Genomic DNA, 17,970 nt, shown 5'->3' with positions numbered 1-17,970 from the left:
TGCGGAAATACTGTCCATCCTTGATGACCAGATCAGGGCGGAAACACATGATGCTTCCGTCCAGCCCGTAATCCCGCCCCTATCACAGGCCCTGATGGGGCCGGGCTGTGCCGATATACCCGCTGCTTAGAACGCAGCGCAGCCCGGCGTGATGACCAGCCCCACGGAATCCTGCCTGAAGCGCTGGCGATAGGCCTGACGTATCGCCTCAAGCCGTGGCCTGAGGTCGGGGGTAAGAGAAGTTGCCACCCATATGATGCGCGAGGGTTCGCGCACGATATGCCCGCTGTGTTCATCCCGCCATTGCCCCGTCATATGCAGGACCGAAAAACCGGCGGGAAAGCGCGGGGTGACGATATCACGCACAAAATGGGCCCATTCACGCTGGCTTACATGACCGCCATCAGGGCGGTTGAGGCCAAACAGCAGCGACACCTGCAACATGGGTGTGGCCTGCAACGTCGTGCAGGCACCCTGTAGCGGATCGGGGGCAGGCACCTGTGGCTCGCGTGCGTGGCCGGGTTGCCCCCATGCTATCGTACTGGCCACAATGGCGGCGGCGCACAGGCGCCACTGCCTTGAAAAAACAATAAGCTGGCGGCTCATGCTCTGCCTTTATCCTGCCTGCTATCAAGCGCAGCACAGTAGAAAGTTTTTGGTGCCGCCATTATTGATAAAAAGACGGCACCCGGAAACCTTGCCCGCTAGATCGAATCAGGGCTTGACGCGATAGAGCGCGCACAGCTTGTTGCCGGTCGGGTCACGCAGATAGGCCAGGTACAGGTCACCATTGGGCATGTGGCGAATGCCCGGCGGGTCTTCGCAGGTGGTGCCGCCATTGGCTACCCCAGCTGCATGCCATGCGTCGATCACTTCAGGTGAGGGGGCGGCAAAGCCGATCGTGCCCCCGTTGGCGGCCGTGGCGGGCTGGCCATTTACCGGCTTTGTTACAAGGAAAAAACCCGTATCGCCGTTATAGACCAGTTTGCCCTTGGCATTGATGGTGGCGGCGGGCACGCCAAGGGTTGCGAATATGCTGTCGTAGAATTTCTTCGCGGCTTCAATGTCGTTTGCGCCAACGGCAATATGGCTGAACATTCTTTTCTCCCTGAGCGATAATGGTCTGGCCCAATCATGGCACGGTGTGCTGCGGGCCGACAACTGCCCCCACCCGATCCATGCCGTAACAAAGGGAATAGTCATGGACCCCGCATGCCATTTTTTGTAACATTCCGCCCAGGCCCGGATATCCGGGCCACGGAATACATGACAGACAGATTGCTCTGAAAAGGGAAACCATGCGTTTTATCGCTTCACTGGCCGCCGTGGCGGGACTGCTCGCCGCACCACTGGGTGCCCATGCGGCATCGGTGCACACGGATTGGGAAAAGTTCAAGGCTACCCGTGCCTTCAGCCACCTGTCGGCAGATGGGCAGCGCGCCATGCTCGATGTGCTCAATGCCAAGCAGGTGCTCGATGCAGGCCAGACCGACGCCGCCATTCCCGCGCTGTATGACGCGACCAAGCGCCTGACCGCCGCAGGCAAGGCCAGCGCACAGTTCATCGCGGCCGAAACCAGCCTTCACCCCGCTCCGCAGCACCCGGCGGCACCCGGCCATGTGGCTGGCACCACGCCCGTGACCTGGATTCCGGTTGGCGGTGAAATCATTGGCAGCGAAACGCTGGCCCCCGAGAAGAAGGCCGCCATCGCCACCGCCAATAACCAGCTCAAGGCTGGCCAGACCAAGCAGGCCGCGCAGACGCTGCAGGTCGTGGGTGAGGATGCCGATTTCGTCATGGCGCTGACAGCCCTTGAACCCACGCAGGGGGCGATCAATCGCGCCACCGTATTCACCGAGGCGCGTCACCCGCAGGAGGCCTCCGCCGCCCTGCAGCAGGTGCTTGATAACATCGTATTCGTCTCGGAAGATGTGTCCGAGACGCTGGCCCCTCCGGGTGCCAGGGCCCCGGCTGCTCCTGCGCAGAAATAATCTGCCAAGAACGTAAAAGCGGCTCTGGCAATCAGAAAAGCTTTTGGGTGCCACCTTTTTTAAAAGGCGGCATTGTTTTTGAAGTTTTTTTGAAATGCTGAAGTCTCAGTGGGGCGGGGTGGTTATTCTTCCCCGCCACCCACCTTTTTCTTTTCACGCTCGGCATCCACGCTCATGCGCTGGAACGCGCCAAGCGCAAGAACAATGAAGGTGGCCACCACCAGCAGGCTGGCAGGGTAGAGAATGGCGGCCGGTTCGCTTGTACTGGTCTCGAAAACGCCCACCAGCCCCTCGATGAACACCGCGATGATGATGGTGGTGATGAACTTGGTCAGGCTGGCCCGTGCCTCGCCGAGGCTTTTCTTGCCGCTGGTCTGGATCACCTCTTCTTCCACGAAGTATTTGGCCACGTCAAAAACCGCCACCGCAATCACAACATAGCTGATGGCCTGCAATATGGCGTTGCGTCCCGTATGCCACGACTGCCCCAGCGCCCTGAGCAGGTCGTACATGCCAAACGTCAGCAGAAAAAGGGCCAGCATCATGAGCAGCAGGCTGGCGCAGGCAAACGCGAAGCGGGACAGGTGTTGCATGTTTCTCTTTATCCTGATGCGGTGGCCCAATGGGCATGGGCTACCTATCGCATGGCGCGGGGATGGGTTGCGGACCAAGTGGGAGCTGCCGCTTCGCTTTACTATGGATATGGTCCATATAAGGCGTTTATGGTCCTGAATATTTATTTTTTATTTTCCGTGGTTGTGTCGAAACCGCCTGCCGATTGCCTCGTTGAACCCACCACAGCGCATGATGCCGGGATTGCTTTCTCATTACGGCCCCACGGGGCGGCGAGAAAAAACAAGGATTCCGTATCCGTGCTGTAATCTTAAAAGGTGAACGATCATGGCTTATCGTATTCCCATGCAAGAACGCACCCTTGATGCCACCCTCGCACCGGCTGACAGCCGGGGCGGTGGCGGCGCCGGGCATAATCCGGGCAACTTCGCCAATGACCGCAAGAAAGCATCGGAGGCGGGCCACAAGGGCGGGCAGCACAGTCCCGGCAATTTTGCCTATGACCCGGCAAAGGCCGCCGAGGCAGGCCATAAAGGTGGTCAGCACAGCAGCGGCAACTTTGCCAACGACCCCGACCGCGCGGCGGAAGCCGGGCGCAAAGGCGGCCAGCATAGCCACGATCACGATAAATCCTGACTGATGCAGGGCGTGGAACGCCTGCCTGGTTCTGCCCCTTTCAATGCCCGGCCGGGCCGGGATGACACGAATTTCTGATCCATCTGGAGCAAAACAATGAAAAAAAGCATGATGGTGATACTCGGGCTGGTTGCCTGCGTGCCCGCGCCGGTCCTGGCCCAGTCCATACCCGAAAAGGCAGGCATAAATTCGCTGATGGGTGTTGCGCCCCGCACGGAGGATTTCATCAAGATCGCCTCGATCAGCGATATGTTCGAGATCCAGTCCAGCGAACTGGCATTGCAGGATAACGACCCCAAGCTGACCGCCTTTGCCAACCGGATGATCGAAGACCACAAGAAAACATCTGCCGCGCTGAAAGACCTGATCCAGAGCAGTAATGTACAGGTCAGTCCACCCACCGGCATTGACGAGGCCCATCAGGACAAGCTTGATCACCTCAAGACCCTGCATGGTCGTGACTTTGCCCTGCAGTACCGCGCGGACCAGATCGCGGGGCATGAGGATGCTGTCTCGCTCTTCCGCCGCTATGCACAGAGTGGTGATAACGCTGCCCTCAAGACATGGGCAGGCAATACGCTGCCCACGCTTGAAAACCACCTGCAGATGGCCAAGGACCTACCCCAGTAAAACTACAGGCGCGTCTCTTTCCTGATCGAAAGGCGGTCTGTATCAACGTCTGCCAAGGGAGTATTTCCCATGCAATACGGTCAAGACAAACAGTTGCGCGGTGGAGGGATTACCGATCCACGTCGTGACACGCCTTTAGCCACCCCGGCAGAAAAACGGCATGTTTTTATTGTGGGAGGCATGGTGGTGTTTTTTGTAACGCTTATCGTGCTGACCTGCCTTTTTGCGCCCCATATTCCGCTGCCACGGTTCTGATCGTGGCAGCACTATTTTTCTCTACAGGCCTGCTGGCTTCAAGGTCGCAATAAATCCTGTCCTGCGCCGTAATGAACCACCACCCAAACGGCAGGGCCAGATACCGCGCAAGGTCGAGCCGTACTGCCGTGACAGGCAGGCGTGGACAGTTTTCAGGCTGGTGATGTCACCATCATAACGCTCGGTAGTGATCCACCAGCCTCACATATGGGGTGGGGAGGCATGGCGTACGCCCTGCACCATATCGCCTTCATAAACCCCATCGGATATCACGGTCAGCTGCTCGGGCTCGGGCGGGCTGAACGTGGCTTGCGCATTGTGGCAGGTGGCGTGCTGTTCTTGCCCAATATGCCACGCAGGCATCCGCGCCAGGTTGTTCTTCCTGCCCGAATGTGCTGCATCCAGGCACGGTTTCATGAAAATCAGGATAGTCTTCAGCCGCAACCTCGCCGCGCGTGGCCCGGATAGGGGAAGAGAATAAACATTCGCGTCTGTATTGCAGACAATGACACGAAATTGCCACTTTTATTAAATTTTTACTGAATAAATAAGTAATTCGACTCCATGGCCGGGATCACTTAACCGTGTGGGTGAGACCATGGGGTTAATAACCCGTTAATCGCTACAGATCCAGAAATGGCACCGGTTTCTCCTCCTGCAAGGAAACAGGCCGATGATGAATGCGGTTACGCCTTTTTCAACACCAATCCGCCTGCTTTCAGTCGCGGCAGAGATGTTTCCCTTCGTCAAGACCGGGGGGCTGGGCGATGTGGTGGGTTCCCTGCCACATGCGCTGGGCCCTTATGGCGTGGAGGTCACGACCCTGCTGCCCGGCTACCCCGCCGTCATGGCGGCATTGCCTGCGCGTGCACCGGTCATGCATCACCTCGACCTGCTGGGGCACGAGGCCACGCTGTGGTCGGCCCATGTGGCCGGGCTTGACCTGCTGGTGCTTGACGTGCCCGCCCTGTTTGACCGCCCCGGAAACCCCTATCTCGCCCCCGAGGGGCAGGACTGGCCCGATAACGGCATCCGCTTCGCAGTCCTTGCCCGCATGGCGGCGGATATTGCCCAGGGCCGCACGCCGCACCCGCGCCCCGATCTGGTGCAGGCGCATGACTGGCAGGCCGGGCTTACTGCAGCCTATCTGCACCATGACCACATCAGGGCCGAACAGGGCGGACAGCCCGTGGCCCTCCGCGTGCCCGTGATCCAGACCATCCACAACCTTGCCTTCCAGGGGCGTTTTCCCGCGGAATGCCTGGTTGAATTCGGCCTTCCGCCCGAGGCGCTCTCGGTCGAGGGGTGCGAGTGCTACGGGGCCATCAGTTTCCTCAAGGCGGGGCTGTACCATGCCGATCGCATCACCACCGTCTCGCCATCCTACGCGCAGGAAATCCAGACACCGGAAGGCGGCATGGGCCTCGATGGCCTGCTGCGCCACCGCAGCGACCGGCTGGAGGGCATTCTCAACGGCATCAGCACCGATACATGGAACCCGGCCTCCGATCCGGCCGTGCATTTTCCCTACATGGTGGGCGATACCGTGGGCCGCGCGCCCAACAAGCGCGACCTGCAGGCGGAATTCGGCCTGTGGGCCGACCCGGATGCCTTTGTGGTGGGCGTGGTCAGCCGCCTGACTGCTCAAAAGGGCATCGACCTGCTCGCTGATGTCACGCCACGCCTGCTGGAAGGCAATACCCAGCTTATCGTGGTGGGCGAGGGCGACCGCGAGATCGAGCGCCGCCTTGCTGGCCTGCAGCGCCAGTTTCCCGGCCGGTTTGCCTGCCATCTCGGCTATAGTGAATCCCTCGGCCATCGCCTGCCTTCGGCGGTTGATGCGCTGCTCATCCCCTCGCGCTTCGAGCCCTGCGGGCTGACCCAGCTTGGCGCGCTGCGTTATGGCGCGGTGCCGGTTGCCGCCCGCGTGGGCGGCCTGGCTGATACGATCGTCAACGCCAACCCCGCCGCCATTGCCCAGGGCGCTGCGACAGGCTTCCTGTTCACGCCCGTTGATGGCGAGACCCTGCTTGCCACCGTGGTGCGTGCCCGCATGCTCTACCGGCGCAACCGCCGCATGTGGCGCCAGCTCCAGCTTACGGGTGCTGCCTATGACGTATCGTGGAACGAGAAGGCCGCTCACTACGTCAGGCTGTTTGCAGAGATGCTGGGCATGGATGCGGGCGGCCGGGCGGATTCAAACGTGATCAGCCTGCCATCGGGGCGGCATGGCCTGCGTGAGGGCCGCAGGCGGCGCATCGCGCGCAGGCCGCCGCGCCTGTCACGCGCACTGGTTGCCCCCCATTGACGCGCCCGGCCCCGGCGGCACGGGGCCACGTTCACGGCATATCCCAACAGCACAGTAAAGGCCCCGGCATGCGGATCAGGCAGGATGCAGCTCACTATGTTTTACCCGATAGCGTTGATGATCTCGTGCATGGGCGCAGTTCTGACCCGTTTGCCATTCTTGGCCGCCATAACATGGGGCGTGTCGATGTCATCCGCGTGCTGTACCATGATGCGGCGCGCGTGCGGCTGGTGGTTGAACGCCCGCGTGCAAGCCCGATCGAGCGCCCCATGCGGCGCATGGGCGAGACGGGGCTGCATGTTGGTACCATTCCCGCCGGGGCGCGCTATCACCTGAAAATTGTCTGGGCTGACGCGGTGGAGGAAACCGCCGATCCGTATTCATTCGGCCTGCTGCTCGATGAGGCGGAGCTGAACCTGTTTGCCGAGGGACGCCACGGTCAGCTTGACCACCTCATGGGCGCGCAGCCCATGGTGATTGATGGCATGGTGGGCGTGCGCTTTGCCGTCTGGGCGCCCAATGCGCGGCGGGTTTCGGTGATAGGGGACTTCAATTTCTGGGATGGCAGGCGCCACCCCATGCGCCTGCGCCACGCGGCAGGCGTGTGGGAGCTGTTCATTCCCGGCCTCGGCCCCGGCGAGCGCTACAAATTCGAGATCATGACGCGCGAGGGCCATATTCTGCCCCACAAGGCCGATCCCTTCGCCCGGTTTGCCGAGCGCCCGCCCGCTACCGCCTCGGTCGTGGCGTCGCCAGCACCTTTTGCCTGGAACGATGCTGACTGGATGGCCACGCGCGGGCGCGCGCAGGCCGATGATGCGCCGCTCGCCATATACGAGCTGCACGTCCCCTCATGGCGCAGGCCGCAGGGCGACCCGGACCGCATCATGTCATGGCGGGAACTGGCAGGCGAACTCATTCCCTATGTGCAGGCAGCAGGTTTTACGCATGTCGAACTCATGCCGGTCATGGAATATCCGTTTGGCGGTTCATGGGGCTACCAGCCGCTCGGGCTGTTCGCGCCCTCGGCCCGGCATGGCACGCCGGCTGATTTCGCGGCCTTTATCGATGCCTGCCACACAGCCGGTATCGGCGTGATCCTGGACTGGGTGCCCGCCCATTTTCCCAACGATGTGCACGGGCTGGCCTGTTTCGATGGCTGCGCGCTATATGAGCATCAGGACCCGCGCGAGGGCGTGCACCGCGACTGGAACACCCATATCTATAATTTCGGCCGCCATGAGGTGCGCGGCTTCCTCATCGCCAGTGCGCTGATGTGGCTGGAGCGCTTCCATATCGACGGGCTGCGTGTCGATGCGGTGGCCTCCATGCTGTACCGCGACTACAGCCGCAGGGAAGGGGAGTGGATCCCCAATATCCATGGCGGGCGTGAAAACCTCGAGGCCGTGGCCTTCCTGCGCCAGCTTAACGAGACCGTGCACGAAACCTGCCCCGACGCCATGATGATTGCCGAGGAATCTACCGCCTGGCCAGGTGTCACCCGCCCGGTAGCGCAGGGAGGGCTTGGCTTTTCGTATAAATGGAATATGGGCTGGATGCATGACAGTCTGCGCTTTTTTGCGCGTGATCCGCTCTGGCGTGGCTATCACCTCAATGAAATCCTGTTCGGGCTGCATTATGCCTTCAGCGAGCATTTCATCCTGTGCCTGTCACATGATGAAGTCACTCACGGCAAGGGTTCGCTGCTGGCCCGCATGCCCGGTGACGGGTGGCAGCGCCATGCCAACCTGCGGGTGTTTTTTGCCTTCATGTGGGCCCATCCGGGGCGCAAACTGGTGTTTATGGGGGCCGAACTCGCGCAGGAGGCCGAATGGTCGCATGAGGGCGAGCCACCATGGCGCAGTCTGGATGATCCGCTCAAGGGGGGCATGCTCGGCCTCATCACGGATCTCAACCGCCTCTATCGCGATCTGCCAGCACTCCATGCGCTTGACAGCGACCCCGCCGGTTTTGCGTGGATCATTGGCGATGACACGGCCAACGCCGTGCTGGCCTGGCTGCGGCTGGCACCGGGCCATGCCCCGGTTCTGGTGGTGCTCAATCTTACGCCCGTGGTGCGCCACGGCTACCGGGTGGGCGTGCCGGTGGGCGGCGCATGGCGCGAGCGCCTCAATTCCGATGCCTCCGCCTATGGCGGCAGCGGCGAGGGCAATGGCGGTGGTGTTGTAGCACAGCCCGAGCCAGCCCACGGCCAGCCCTGCTCATGCGTGCTGACCCTGCCGCCGCTGGCAGCGCTCTACCTCCAGCCTGCGGGAGAGGGATCATGATGCGCTTCCCGCCCGCGCTATCGCCCGGCAGCCCCAACCGCCTTGGCGCGTGCTGGGATGGGCTTGGCGTCAATTTCGCGGTGTTCTCGGCCAATGCCCAGCAGGTGGACCTATGCATTTTTGATCCGCGCGACCGGCGCGAGATCGCGCGTTTCCGGCTGCCCGAATATACCGATGAAGTCTGGCACGGTTACCTGCCCGATGCCGAGCCGGGGCTGTTATACGGCTTTCGCGCCTTCGGGCCGTATGACCCGCTCAACGGCCACCGCTTCAACCCGCACAAGCTGCTGATCGACCCCTATGCCCGCAGGCTCACCGGGCCGATGTCATGGTCGGACACGCAGTTCGGCTACCGCCTGCACTCGCCCCGTGCCGATCTGTCCTTCGACCGGCGCGACAGCGCGCCCTCCATGCCCAAATGCGTGGTGGTGAACGACGCCTATGAGTGGGAGGATGACACCCTGCCGCGCGTGCCGTGGGCGGATACCGTGATCATGGAGGCGCATGTCAGGGGCCTGACCATGCAGCGCGCGATGGAGCGCGACCCCCGGCCCGGCACGTTCCAGGCACTTGGCGCGCCGCAGATGATCGCGCACCTGCGCCGGCTGGGAGTAACCACGCTTGAACTGCTGCCCATCCAGTGCTTTGCCCCCGAGCGCTACCTGATCGAGCGCAGGCTGACCAATTACTGGGGCTACAACACGCTGGCGTTTTTCGTGCCACATGCGGGCTATCTGGCCAGTGGGTCGCCGCACGAGTTGCGCGCGGCCGTCAGGCGGCTGCACAAGGCGGGCATCGAGGTGGTGATGGACGTGGTCTACAACCACACCTGCGAGGGCAGCGAACTCGGCCCCACCCTGTGCTACCGGGGGCTGGACAACGCCACCTATTACAGCCTTGTGCCCGGTGACGAGCGGCATCTCATCAACGATACCGGCTGCGGCAACACGCTTAACCTGTCACACCCGCGCGTGCTGCAGATGGTGCTGGACTCGCTGCGCTACTGGGCGAGCGAATTCCACATTGACGGCTTCCGCTTCGATCTCGCTCCGGTGCTCGGGCGCGAGCCCTATGGTTTTGATCAGGGATCGGGCTTTTTCGATGCCATTATTCAGGACCCCGTGCTCTCGACGCGCAAGCTGATCGCCGAGCCATGGGATCCCGGACCCGGCGGCTACCAGTTCGGCAACTTCCCGCCCGGCTTTGCCGAATGGAATGACCGCTTCCGTGATACCACGCGGCGCTTCTGGCGTGGCGATGGCCAGCAGCAGGGCGATATCGCCGCCCGTATCGCAGGCTCGGGTGACCTGCTCGACCGCAGGGGGCGCAGGCCGTGGAGTTCGGTCAATCTCATTACCGCGCATGACGGCTTCACGCTCGAGGACGTGGTCAGCTACGCCGAGCGCCATAACGAGGCCAACGGGGAAGATGGCCAGGATGGCAGTGCAGATAACAACAGCGCCAACTGGGGCGTGGAAGGCCCGACCGATGACCCCGCCATCCTTGACCTTCGTGGCCGCGTGCAGCGCGCCATGATGGCGACCCTCATGTTCTCGCACGGCACGCCCATGCTGCTGGCGGGCGATGAGTTTGGCCAGACCCAGAACGGCAACAACAACACCTACTGCCAGGACAACCCCACAAGCTGGCTGGACTGGCACCGCGCCGCAACACCGGAAGGCCGGCTGATGACCGATTTTGTCGCCCGGCTTGCCACGCTGCGCCGTGCCCACCCCTCTCTGCGGGCGGCGCGTTACATGCATGGGCGCCACAGGCCGCTGCCCGATGTGCCCGATATCGGCTGGTTCGGCCATGATGGCACGCCCATGGGGGTGGAGCAGTGGAATGACGAGACATTCCACCTGCTTGGCGTGCGCCGTGCCAGCACCGGGGCCGATGGCACGCTCGACATAACCTATATGCTGCTCAACCCCGGCGGGAGCGATGTGAACGCGACACTGCCCGGCCCCGAAGGGCGGTGGACCATCCTGCTCGATACCACGCAGCCAGAGCAGGCGGCACAGGCGCTGGGTGCTGACGTGCATGATATTCCCGTGCCCGCCCACGGGCTTGTGCTGCTGGCCTTCGTGCCCGGTGGCGATAACGCAGGGGAGGACGCCGCATGAGCACCCGTTTCCAGTCTGACCGCTATGTCGGGGCCACGTTAATCGATGCCCGGCATACCCGCTTCCGGTTCTGGGCGCCTTCATGCCACACGGTCCTGCTCGAGGCGCAGGGCCATGCGCCGATCGCCATGGCCCGCGACAGGGAAGGGTGGTTTGAATGCGTGTTTCCCTGCGGGGCGGGCACGCGCTACCGCTACCGCGTGGCCCGCGACCTTGCGGTGCCGGACCCCGCCTCATGCTACCAGCCCGATGACGTGGGTGGGCCAAGCGAGGTGGTCGATCCCGCCGCCTATGACTGGCGGCATGGCGCATGGTCGGGCCGCCCGTGGCATGAAGTGGTCATATACGAGGTGCATGTGGGCCTGATGGGCGGCTATGAGGGAGTGGCCCGTGAACTGCCGCGCCTTGCAGCCCTTGGGGTCACGGCCATCGAACTCATGCCGCTGGCCGAGGTGCCGGGCGGGCGCAACTGGGGTTATGACGGCGTGCTGCCTTTTGCCCCGGAATCCGCCTATGGGCCGCCCGATGCGCTCAAGGCACTGATTGATACGGCGCATGGGCTGGGGCTCATGGTGTTTCTGGACGTGGTGTACAACCATTTCGGCCCGGACGGGAATTATCTGGCCGACTACGCCACACCCTTCTTCCGGTATGATACGGCCACACCATGGGGGGCGGCCATCGATTTCGGGCAGGAGGCGGTCAGTCAGTTCTTTATTGATAATGCGCTGTACTGGCTCATGGAATTCCGCTTTGACGGCCTGCGGCTCGATGCCGTGCAGGCCATTGTGGACCGGGACTGGCTGCTCGCACTGCCCGCTTTCATCCGCAACCATGTCGAGCGCGGGCGGCATGTGCACCTGATCGTGGAAAATGAAAACAATGATGCCGGCCTGCTGCGCGCGGGCTATCGCGCCCAGTGGAATGATGATGCCCACAACGCCCTGCATGTGCTGCTGACCGGGGAGGACGAGGGCTATTACGGCAATTTTGCCCCAGATCCGGCACCCGCGCTGGCGCGCGTGCTGGCCGAGGGCTTTGCCTTTCAGGGCGAGGTGCAGCCGGTCAATGGCAAGGCAAGGGGCAGTTCGAGTGCTGATCTTGCCCCTGACCGCTTCATCATCTTCCTGCAGAACCATGACCAGATCGGCAACCGCGCATTAGGCGAGCGGCTGGGCGTGCTGGCCACGCCACAGGCCCTGCGCGCGGCCTACGGGCTGGTGCTTCTGTGCCCGCAGATCCCGATGCTGTTCATGGGCGAGGAATGGGGTTCGCGCCAGCCTTTCCTGTTTTTTACTGATTACAGCCCCGCGCTGGGCCGGATCGTGCGCGAGGGGCGGCGGCAGGAATTTGCCGGCTTCTCGCATTTCGCCTCGGCGGAAAAGCGTGACACCATCCCCGACCCCAATGCGCCCGAAACCTATGCCGCCTCCCGCCTCGACCCCGCCGAGCGCGAAGCCCCGGCCCACAAGGACTGGAACGCGCAGATTACGGAACTGCTGGCCCTGCGCCATGCCGAGATCGCGCCCCGCCTGTCCGGTGCGCGTGCCATGGGCGCACGGGTTCTGGGCGCCGGGGCAGTTTTTGCCCAGTGGCGTATGGGCGATGGGGCGGTGCTGTCCATTGCCCTCAACCTGGCTGATGCGGCAGTTCCCCTGCCAGACATGCCGCAGGGGCGCTGCCTGCATGCGGTGTTGCCGCACGGGGCGGACCTGTTTTCCGCAACCCTGCCCCCTTATGCCATGATGGCCTGCCTGAACGAGGCACAGGATGAATAACCGCACCCTTGTCGAGCGCGCCCGCCATGCCGGGCTGAGCCTGCGCTGGCGCGATGCCGCGGGCGAGATGCATCGCGTCTCGAACGAGAGCCTGCGCCGCCTGCTGGCCGTGCTGGAAGGTCATGCCCCGCCGCCACGTCCGCGTGGTGCACTGCCCGCCATGGTGGTGGGCGTTGCCGGGCAGGCCACCGTGCTTCCCCTGCCACCTGGCGACGGAGGGGGCCGGTTTCGCCTCGTGCTGGAAAATGGCGCGGAGATCGAGGGCAAGCTCCGCCTGATGCGTGGCCACCCCGCACTGCCCCCCGTAGGGGTGTGCGGCTACCACCGGCTGGAGGTAGGGGACACGCCAGCCACCCTGGCCATAGCGCCGCCGTCCTGCCCGCGCGTGAGCCGGATATGCGGCGGGGGCAGCGTGCGGGCCTGGGGCCTGGGCACGCAGGTTTATGGGCTGCGCATGGCGGGCGATGGGGGGATTGGCCATTTTGGCGCGGTGGAAACCCTGGCCCGCACGGCCGCGGCACGGGGAGCGGATGCGCTGGCCATCAGCCCGGACCATGCCATGTTTGCCGCACGCCCCGGGCAGTACAGCCCGTATTCCCCTTCCTCGCGCCTGTTCCTCAACGGGTTGCTGGCCGACCCGCATGCCGTGTTTGATGCCGCAACCGTGCAGGCCGCCGTGGTCAAGGGGGGGGCTGCCTATGTCGATACGCTCAGGCAGCTTGAGGATGCACCGCTGATCGACTGGGTGCGGGCCAGCACGTGCCGCTACCAGTTGCTCAGGCGGCTCTATGACGACCGGATTGCGAGCAGTCCGCCACAAGCCATGCGCGACTTCCGCGCAGCAGGCGGCCAGGCACTCGAGCAGCATGCCCTGTTCGAGGCGTTGCATGCCTATTTCTCCACCCGTGGGGAACGCGGGAGCGACTGGCGGCGCTGGCCCGTGGCCATGCGCCAGCCTGACAGCCCGGAAGTGGCGCGGTTTGCGCAGGAATTTGCCCATGACGTAACATTCCATGTGTTCGTGCAGTGGCTGGCGGCCACCAGCCTGGCCCGTGCCTGCGCGGGCGCACGGGCGGCAGGCATGCGCATCGGCCTGATCAAGGACATGGCGGTGGGCGTGGACCCCACGGGCAGCGAATGCTGGGCACGGCAGTCCGAGTTCCTGCTCGGTGCTGGCATTGGCGCACCGCCTGATGCGCTCAGCCCGCTGGGGCAGGACTGGGGGCTGACCACGTTTTCGCCCGCAGGGCTGCGGGCCACGGGTTATCGCGCCTTTATCGATACGCTGCGCGCGGGCTTCGCCCATGGCGGGGGCCTGCGCATCGATCATGTCATGGCGCTGGAGCGGCTGTGGATCATACCGCAGGGCGGCACCTCGGCGGAGGGGAGTTACCTGTCCTTTCCCGTGCGCGACCTCATGCGGCTCGTCGCCCTTGAGGCCATGCGGGCCGATGCCATGGTGATTGGCGAGGATCTGGGCACGGTCACCAGCGCATTTCGCAAGGCGGCAGGCGCACATGGAATCATGGGCATGAACGTGCTGTTTTTCGAGCGCACGCCGCAAGGAGTGTTCAGGCCACCCGCCACATGGTCACCCAACGCCACGGCCATGACCACGACCCATGACCTGCCCACGGTGGCCGGGTGGTGGCAGGGAACGGACATTGCATGGCGCGAGAAACTGCATCAGCTTCCCCCGGGTCTCGACCCCAACACCGTGCATGACGAGCGCGAAAATGACCGCACGGCCCTGTGGGCCGCCCTGATGCAGGACCGGCCAACGCCTGCCGCGCGTGGCAGGAATGGCGAAAAGCCACCGCCCGACCCCACAGGGGCGGCAAGGGTGGTGGAAGAAGCCATCGGCTTCGTGGGCCGGGCTGCGTGCCCGCTTGCCCTCGTGGCGGTGGAGGACATGCTCGGCCTTGCCGAGCAGCCCAACCTGCCCGGCACCACGAGCGGCCACCCCAACTGGCAGCGGCGCTACCCCGGCATGACCGCAACCCTGCTGTCAGGACATGATACGCGCCGGCGCTTCAACCGCCTGCGTGCGGGCCGCGCCCATGAATAGCCCCCCCCCTGCCGCCCTGGTGCGGGCCACGCTGCGGCTGCAGTTCCGCGCGGGCATGACAATCGATGACGCGACGGCCCTCGTGCCGCAATTTGCCCGTCTGGGCATAAGCCATCTTTATGCCTCCCCCCTGTTTGCAGCGCGTCCCGGCTCGACCCATGGCTATGATACCGTAGCCTATGACCGGATCGACCCGGCGCTGGGCGGCGAGGCGGCCCTGACGCGTCTGGCCGACCGGCTGCATGCCCACGGCATGGGGCTGATCCTTGATATCGTGCCCAACCACATGGCCGTTGATGCCCATAATGCGTGGTGGATGGATGTGCTGGCCTGGGGGCAGGCTTCGGCCCATGCAACATGGTTCGACATCGACTGGCATGACCCTGATCCGGATCTGCACGGGCGCGTGCTTCTGCCATTTCTTGACCGCCCGCTGCCCGAGGCAATAGTGGCAGGCAGCCTTGAGCTGCGCCATGACGGGGAAGGGGGACTGTTCCACATCCATCACTATGAGCACCGCTTTCCGCTCTGCCCGGCAAGCTATGCGGGGCTTCTGGCGCAGGTGGATGCGCCCGGCGCGCTGCTTGCGGCCTTCACCACCGTGGCGCTGCGTGACGCGCCGGGGGCGGAAGCGGATTCCGCGCTGGCGGCCCTGCGGCACTGGGTGGCAACGCAGCGCGGGCAGGGGGCCATGGCGCGCCTTGCCATTTTGCATGATGGATGTGACCCCGCAGGCCGCACCCGGCTCGAACACCTGCTGGCCGTGCAGTCATGGCGTCTGGCCTGCTGGCGTGAGGCCGCAACACGCATCAACTGGCGGCGGTTTTTTGACATCACCGGCCTCGTGGCCGTGTGCGTGGAGCGGGCCGAGGTGTTCGAGGCCATGCATGGCTATCTGTTCTCGCTATACCAGCGCGGACTGGTTGATGGCGTGCGGGTCGATCACATCGATGGGCTGGCCGCCCCCGCTGCCTACTGCCAGCGCCTGCGTGCCCGGCTTGATGCGCTGGGCCGCCTGCGCCCCGAAAGCGCCCTGCCGGGGGCTGCCGTTTACGTGGAAAAAATTCTTGCCACCAATGAGGACCTGCCTGCTGCCTGGCCGATTGCAGGCACCACGGGCTATGATTTCATGAATCAGGTTTCCGCCGTGTTGCATGATGACCGCGCGGCACCCGTGCTGGATCGGTTGTGGGCAACTTGCGGGCCAGACGCCAAAGCCTGTGGCCTGATTGCGCGCGAGGCCCGCGCCCAACTGCTGGCCGAGGGTTTTGTAGCCGAATTCGGGCGCCTGACCCGCCTGCTCGCCACGGCGCTGAAAGCACGGGGCGAGGATGGCACGCCTGCGGGCCTGCAGGCGGTGCTTGAGGCTGTTCTGGTCTTCTTCACGCTCTACCGCACCTATTTTGGCGATGAGGTGGTGCAGGACCATACCGAAGATGGCGCGGCCCTGCACGCTGCGGCGCGCGCTGCCCGGCCACGGCTTGAAACCGGTCTGGAACCCGTGCTCGATGCGGTGATGCGCGTGCTGTCAGCCCGACCGGAGCACGCACCTGCGGCCTGCGTGCGCCGTGCCGAGCAGGCATTCGAGCACCTGACCGCGCCGCTGGCAGCCAAATCAACTGAAGATACGACCTTCTACCGCTACGGGCGCCTGATCTCGCGCAACGAGGTGGGGGCCGACCCGGCACGGCTCGGCCTTACGGTTGCCGATTTCCATGCCGGTTGCACCGCGCGGGCACGCCTGCACCCCGCGGCGATGCTCACCACCGCGACCCATGACCACAAGCGCGGCGAGGACAGCCGCGCCCGCCTTGCCGTGCTGAGCGAGATGGCGCCGCAGTGGTGTGCGCAGGTCAGCGAATGGTTTGCCCAAAATGGCGCGCAGGTGGCCATCGGGCCTGATCGCATTGATGAGCTGATGCTGTACCAGAGCATGCTTGGCGCGTGGCCACTCATTCCTTTTGCCAGCATGGCCACGCGTGAGGCGTGGTGCGAACGGATCGTGCAATGGCAAACCAAGGCCCTGCGCGAGGCCAAGCGCCATACGAACTGGCTCGACCCAGACGCGGCGTATGAAGAAGCCTGCACGGTCTTCGTGCGCCGCCTTGTCGCCAACGGCGCTTTCATGGCGCAGATGGAGCAGGTGGTGGCCCGGATTGCCCCGGCAGGCGCGCTCAACGGGCTGGCGCAGACCCTGCTGCGACTGACCACGCCCGGCATGCCGGACCTGTACCAGGGCTGTGATCTGTGGGATTTCAGCCTCGTTGACCCCGATAACCGCCGCCCGGTTGATTTTGGCCTGCGCCATGCGCTGCTGGAGCACACAAACAGTTTTGACGTCTCTGCCGCTACCTGGCGCACGGGGCAGGTCAAGCTCGACCTGATTCGGCGCATCCTGTCGTTTCGGGCCCGCTACCCTGACCTGTTTGCCAAAGGAAGCTACCAGCCGCTTGAGGCGGAAGGGGCGGACCGCGACCACGCCATTGCCTTCCTGCGCCAGCATGACGGGTTCAGCCTGCTGGTGGTTGCCCCGCGCCTGCCGCTGGGCATGGAAGTGCAGGCCGATACGCTGGCGCTGGGGCGTGACATGGCGCTACGCGTGGCCGTGGCGCAACATGCAGGCCCGTGGCACAGCCTGCTGGGCGCGGCACCCGTTCAGGCCGCCACGCCATTTACGCGCGGGCAGGTGCCCGTTGTCTGTCTCGTGCACGATGCAGGCGGTCGCGGTCTGTCCTGATCAGGCAGTGGTGAGGGAACGCAGTTCGGTAAAAACGATTTCCTTGCCGTCATAAACCGGCTGGTCATAGCGGAAGCCGGTCAGGCTCTGGATCACGCTGACCGGTATGTCAAAAAACACATCCACGTTCGGGTGCGTGCCAGCCTCGGCGCGGGCTGCATCGATTATGGCTCTGCTTTCGGGTGGCAGGGTGCCGGTGCATTCAAGGTTATCGCGCCCCTTGCTGGCCTCGTGTGTGATGATCCACCTATTGCACATCTTCCCATGGTCGTCATAGTCATACCCGAAGCCGACGCTCATCATGGTTGTTTCCAGCACGCAGCAGCCCACGATGCTATGCCTGCACCTGAAAGGCAGGTGAAACAGCTCGCTGTCAGGCAGGTATTCACACTGGCTGGACCACAGGATGGTCCACCCCGTGGGCATGTCGGCAATGGAAAAATCGGCCTCGTATGCCTCATCCTCTATTCCCGTATCCTTGAATTCCATAAGGGCCAGTATTTCTTCACGCGGTACGCCATGGAGCGCGATATAGGAGGCATTAATTCCCATTATTTAAATCCTGAATATTATATTCAAC

16 protein-coding genes are annotated in these 17,970 nt (G+C 63.7%); 11 read left to right on the top strand and 5 right to left on the bottom strand.

Going from position 1 to position 17,970, the window contains the following annotated elements:
* Positions 1-126: 126 nt before the first annotated feature.
* Positions 127-606 carry a DUF3574 domain-containing protein gene (locus FMA36_RS14685; RefSeq protein ID WP_159263051.1) on the bottom strand — a complete coding sequence of 160 codons (480 nt, stop codon included), beginning with the start codon at positions 604-606 and terminating at the stop codon, positions 127-129.
* A gap of 108 nt (positions 607-714) precedes the next feature.
* On the bottom strand, positions 715-1,098 hold the full coding sequence (locus FMA36_RS14680) for a VOC family protein (protein WP_159263050.1): 384 nt from the start codon (positions 1,096-1,098) through the stop codon (positions 715-717).
* 200 nt (positions 1,099-1,298) lie between these two features.
* Between FMA36_RS14680 and FMA36_RS14675 the strand changes: the two genes are divergently transcribed.
* On the top strand, positions 1,299-1,991 hold the full coding sequence (locus FMA36_RS14675; RefSeq protein WP_159263049.1) for a YfdX family protein: 693 nt from the start codon (positions 1,299-1,301) through the stop codon (positions 1,989-1,991).
* 122 nt (positions 1,992-2,113) lie between these two features.
* Here the strand turns inward: FMA36_RS14675 and FMA36_RS14670 are convergent, their stop codons facing one another.
* Entirely contained in the window at positions 2,114-2,584 is a 471-nt protein-coding gene (locus FMA36_RS14670) for a hypothetical protein (protein WP_159263048.1), read from the bottom strand.
* On the opposite strand from FMA36_RS14670, the gene FMA36_RS14665 reads away from it, so the two are divergent.
* The 4 genes from FMA36_RS14665 to FMA36_RS19210 all read left to right on the top strand — a co-directional run bounded on the left by FMA36_RS14665 (position 2,579) and on the right by FMA36_RS19210 (position 4,085).
* Positions 2,579-2,872: a hypothetical protein gene (locus FMA36_RS14665; protein WP_159263047.1), complete on the top strand. Its 294-nt coding sequence runs from the start codon at positions 2,579-2,581 to the stop codon at positions 2,870-2,872. The two genes, FMA36_RS14670 and FMA36_RS14665, sit on opposite strands and share 6 nt — an antisense overlap.
* Before the next feature lie 19 nt (positions 2,873-2,891).
* The gene (locus tag FMA36_RS14660; RefSeq protein ID WP_159263046.1) at positions 2,892-3,200 is read left to right on the top strand and encodes a con-10 family general stress protein; all 309 of its coding nucleotides are present in this window, start codon (positions 2,892-2,894) and stop codon (positions 3,198-3,200) included.
* A 96-nt stretch (positions 3,201-3,296) separates the two neighbouring features.
* Complete coding sequence (locus tag FMA36_RS14655) at positions 3,297-3,830, top strand: DUF4142 domain-containing protein (protein WP_159263045.1); 534 nt, start codon at positions 3,297-3,299, stop codon at positions 3,828-3,830.
* A 69-nt stretch (positions 3,831-3,899) separates the two neighbouring features.
* The gene (locus FMA36_RS19210) at positions 3,900-4,085 is read left to right on the top strand and encodes a hypothetical protein (protein WP_167517990.1); all 186 of its coding nucleotides are present in this window, start codon (positions 3,900-3,902) and stop codon (positions 4,083-4,085) included.
* Between the two features lie 201 nt (positions 4,086-4,286).
* Here FMA36_RS19210 and FMA36_RS19320 read toward each other — a convergent pair whose 3' ends face one another.
* Positions 4,287-4,502: a hypothetical protein gene (locus FMA36_RS19320; protein ID WP_206065117.1), complete on the bottom strand. Its 216-nt coding sequence runs from the start codon at positions 4,500-4,502 to the stop codon at positions 4,287-4,289.
* A gap of 256 nt (positions 4,503-4,758) precedes the next feature.
* On the opposite strand from FMA36_RS19320, the gene glgA reads away from it, so the two are divergent.
* The 6 genes from glgA (at position 4,759) to treY (ending at position 17,390) form a co-directional block, all read left to right on the top strand.
* A complete protein-coding gene (gene glgA / locus FMA36_RS14645) occupies positions 4,759-6,393 on the top strand; it encodes a glycogen synthase GlgA (RefSeq protein WP_159263044.1) in 1,635 nt (544 codons plus the stop codon).
* 68 nt (positions 6,394-6,461) lie between these two features.
* Positions 6,462-8,681 carry a 1,4-alpha-glucan branching protein GlgB gene (gene glgB / locus FMA36_RS14640; protein ID WP_159263043.1) on the top strand — a complete coding sequence of 740 codons (2,220 nt, stop codon included), beginning with the start codon at positions 6,462-6,464 and terminating at the stop codon, positions 8,679-8,681.
* Positions 8,678-10,807, top strand: a complete 2,130-nt coding sequence (glgX, locus tag FMA36_RS14635) for a glycogen debranching protein GlgX (protein ID WP_159263042.1) — start codon at positions 8,678-8,680, stop codon at positions 10,805-10,807. Before glgB ends, glgX begins: the two co-directional genes overlap by 4 nt.
* Positions 10,804-12,585 (top strand): malto-oligosyltrehalose trehalohydrolase, encoded by a 1,782-nt coding sequence (gene treZ, locus FMA36_RS14630; protein ID WP_159263041.1) that lies wholly within the window; start codon positions 10,804-10,806, stop codon positions 12,583-12,585. Before glgX ends, treZ begins: the two co-directional genes overlap by 4 nt.
* Entirely contained in the window at positions 12,578-14,653 is a 2,076-nt protein-coding gene (malQ, locus tag FMA36_RS14625; protein WP_159263040.1) for a 4-alpha-glucanotransferase, read from the top strand. Before treZ ends, malQ begins: the two co-directional genes overlap by 8 nt.
* A complete protein-coding gene (treY, locus tag FMA36_RS14620; RefSeq protein WP_159263039.1) occupies positions 14,646-17,390 on the top strand; it encodes a malto-oligosyltrehalose synthase in 2,745 nt (914 codons plus the stop codon). Before malQ ends, treY begins: the two co-directional genes overlap by 8 nt.
* Here the strand turns inward: treY and FMA36_RS14615 are convergent, their stop codons facing one another.
* On the bottom strand, positions 17,391-17,942 hold the full coding sequence (locus FMA36_RS14615) for a hypothetical protein (RefSeq protein WP_159263038.1): 552 nt from the start codon (positions 17,940-17,942) through the stop codon (positions 17,391-17,393).
* Positions 17,943-17,970: the final 28 nt, after the last annotated feature.

Source organism: Komagataeibacter xylinus (genome assembly GCF_009834365.1).
Lineage (GTDB): Bacteria > Pseudomonadota > Alphaproteobacteria > Acetobacterales > Acetobacteraceae > Komagataeibacter > Komagataeibacter xylinus_D.
This window is presented reverse-complemented; position numbering and strand designations above follow the sequence as displayed.

Excerpts from the sequence above, each read along its gene's own strand:
- FMA36_RS14675 (WP_159263049.1), top strand. The coding sequence starts at position 1,299 with ATGCGTTTTATCGCTTCACTGGCCGCCGTGGCGGGACTGCTCGCCGCA.
- FMA36_RS14680 (WP_159263050.1), bottom strand. The coding sequence starts at position 1,098 with ATGTTCAGCCATATTGCCGTTGGCGCAAACGACATTGAAGCCGCGAAG.
- FMA36_RS14685 (WP_159263051.1), bottom strand. The coding sequence starts at position 606 with ATGAGCCGCCAGCTTATTGTTTTTTCAAGGCAGTGGCGCCTGTGCGCC.
- malQ (WP_159263040.1), top strand. The coding sequence starts at position 12,578 with ATGAATAACCGCACCCTTGTCGAGCGCGCCCGCCATGCCGGGCTGAGC.
- FMA36_RS14655 (WP_159263045.1), top strand. The coding sequence starts at position 3,297 with ATGAAAAAAAGCATGATGGTGATACTCGGGCTGGTTGCCTGCGTGCCC.
- treY (WP_159263039.1), top strand. The coding sequence starts at position 14,646 with ATGAATAGCCCCCCCCCTGCCGCCCTGGTGCGGGCCACGCTGCGGCTG.
- FMA36_RS19210 (WP_167517990.1), top strand. The coding sequence starts at position 3,900 with ATGCAATACGGTCAAGACAAACAGTTGCGCGGTGGAGGGATTACCGAT.
- glgA (WP_159263044.1), top strand. The coding sequence starts at position 4,759 with ATGATGAATGCGGTTACGCCTTTTTCAACACCAATCCGCCTGCTTTCA.
- FMA36_RS14670 (WP_159263048.1), bottom strand. The coding sequence starts at position 2,584 with ATGCAACACCTGTCCCGCTTCGCGTTTGCCTGCGCCAGCCTGCTGCTC.
- glgB (WP_159263043.1), top strand. The coding sequence starts at position 6,462 with ATGCGGATCAGGCAGGATGCAGCTCACTATGTTTTACCCGATAGCGTT.
- treZ (WP_159263041.1), top strand. The coding sequence starts at position 10,804 with ATGAGCACCCGTTTCCAGTCTGACCGCTATGTCGGGGCCACGTTAATC.
- FMA36_RS14660 (WP_159263046.1), top strand. The coding sequence starts at position 2,892 with ATGGCTTATCGTATTCCCATGCAAGAACGCACCCTTGATGCCACCCTC.
- glgX (WP_159263042.1), top strand. The coding sequence starts at position 8,678 with ATGATGCGCTTCCCGCCCGCGCTATCGCCCGGCAGCCCCAACCGCCTT.
- FMA36_RS14615 (WP_159263038.1), bottom strand. The coding sequence starts at position 17,942 with ATGGGAATTAATGCCTCCTATATCGCGCTCCATGGCGTACCGCGTGAA.
- FMA36_RS19320 (WP_206065117.1), bottom strand. The coding sequence starts at position 4,502 with ATGAAACCGTGCCTGGATGCAGCACATTCGGGCAGGAAGAACAACCTG.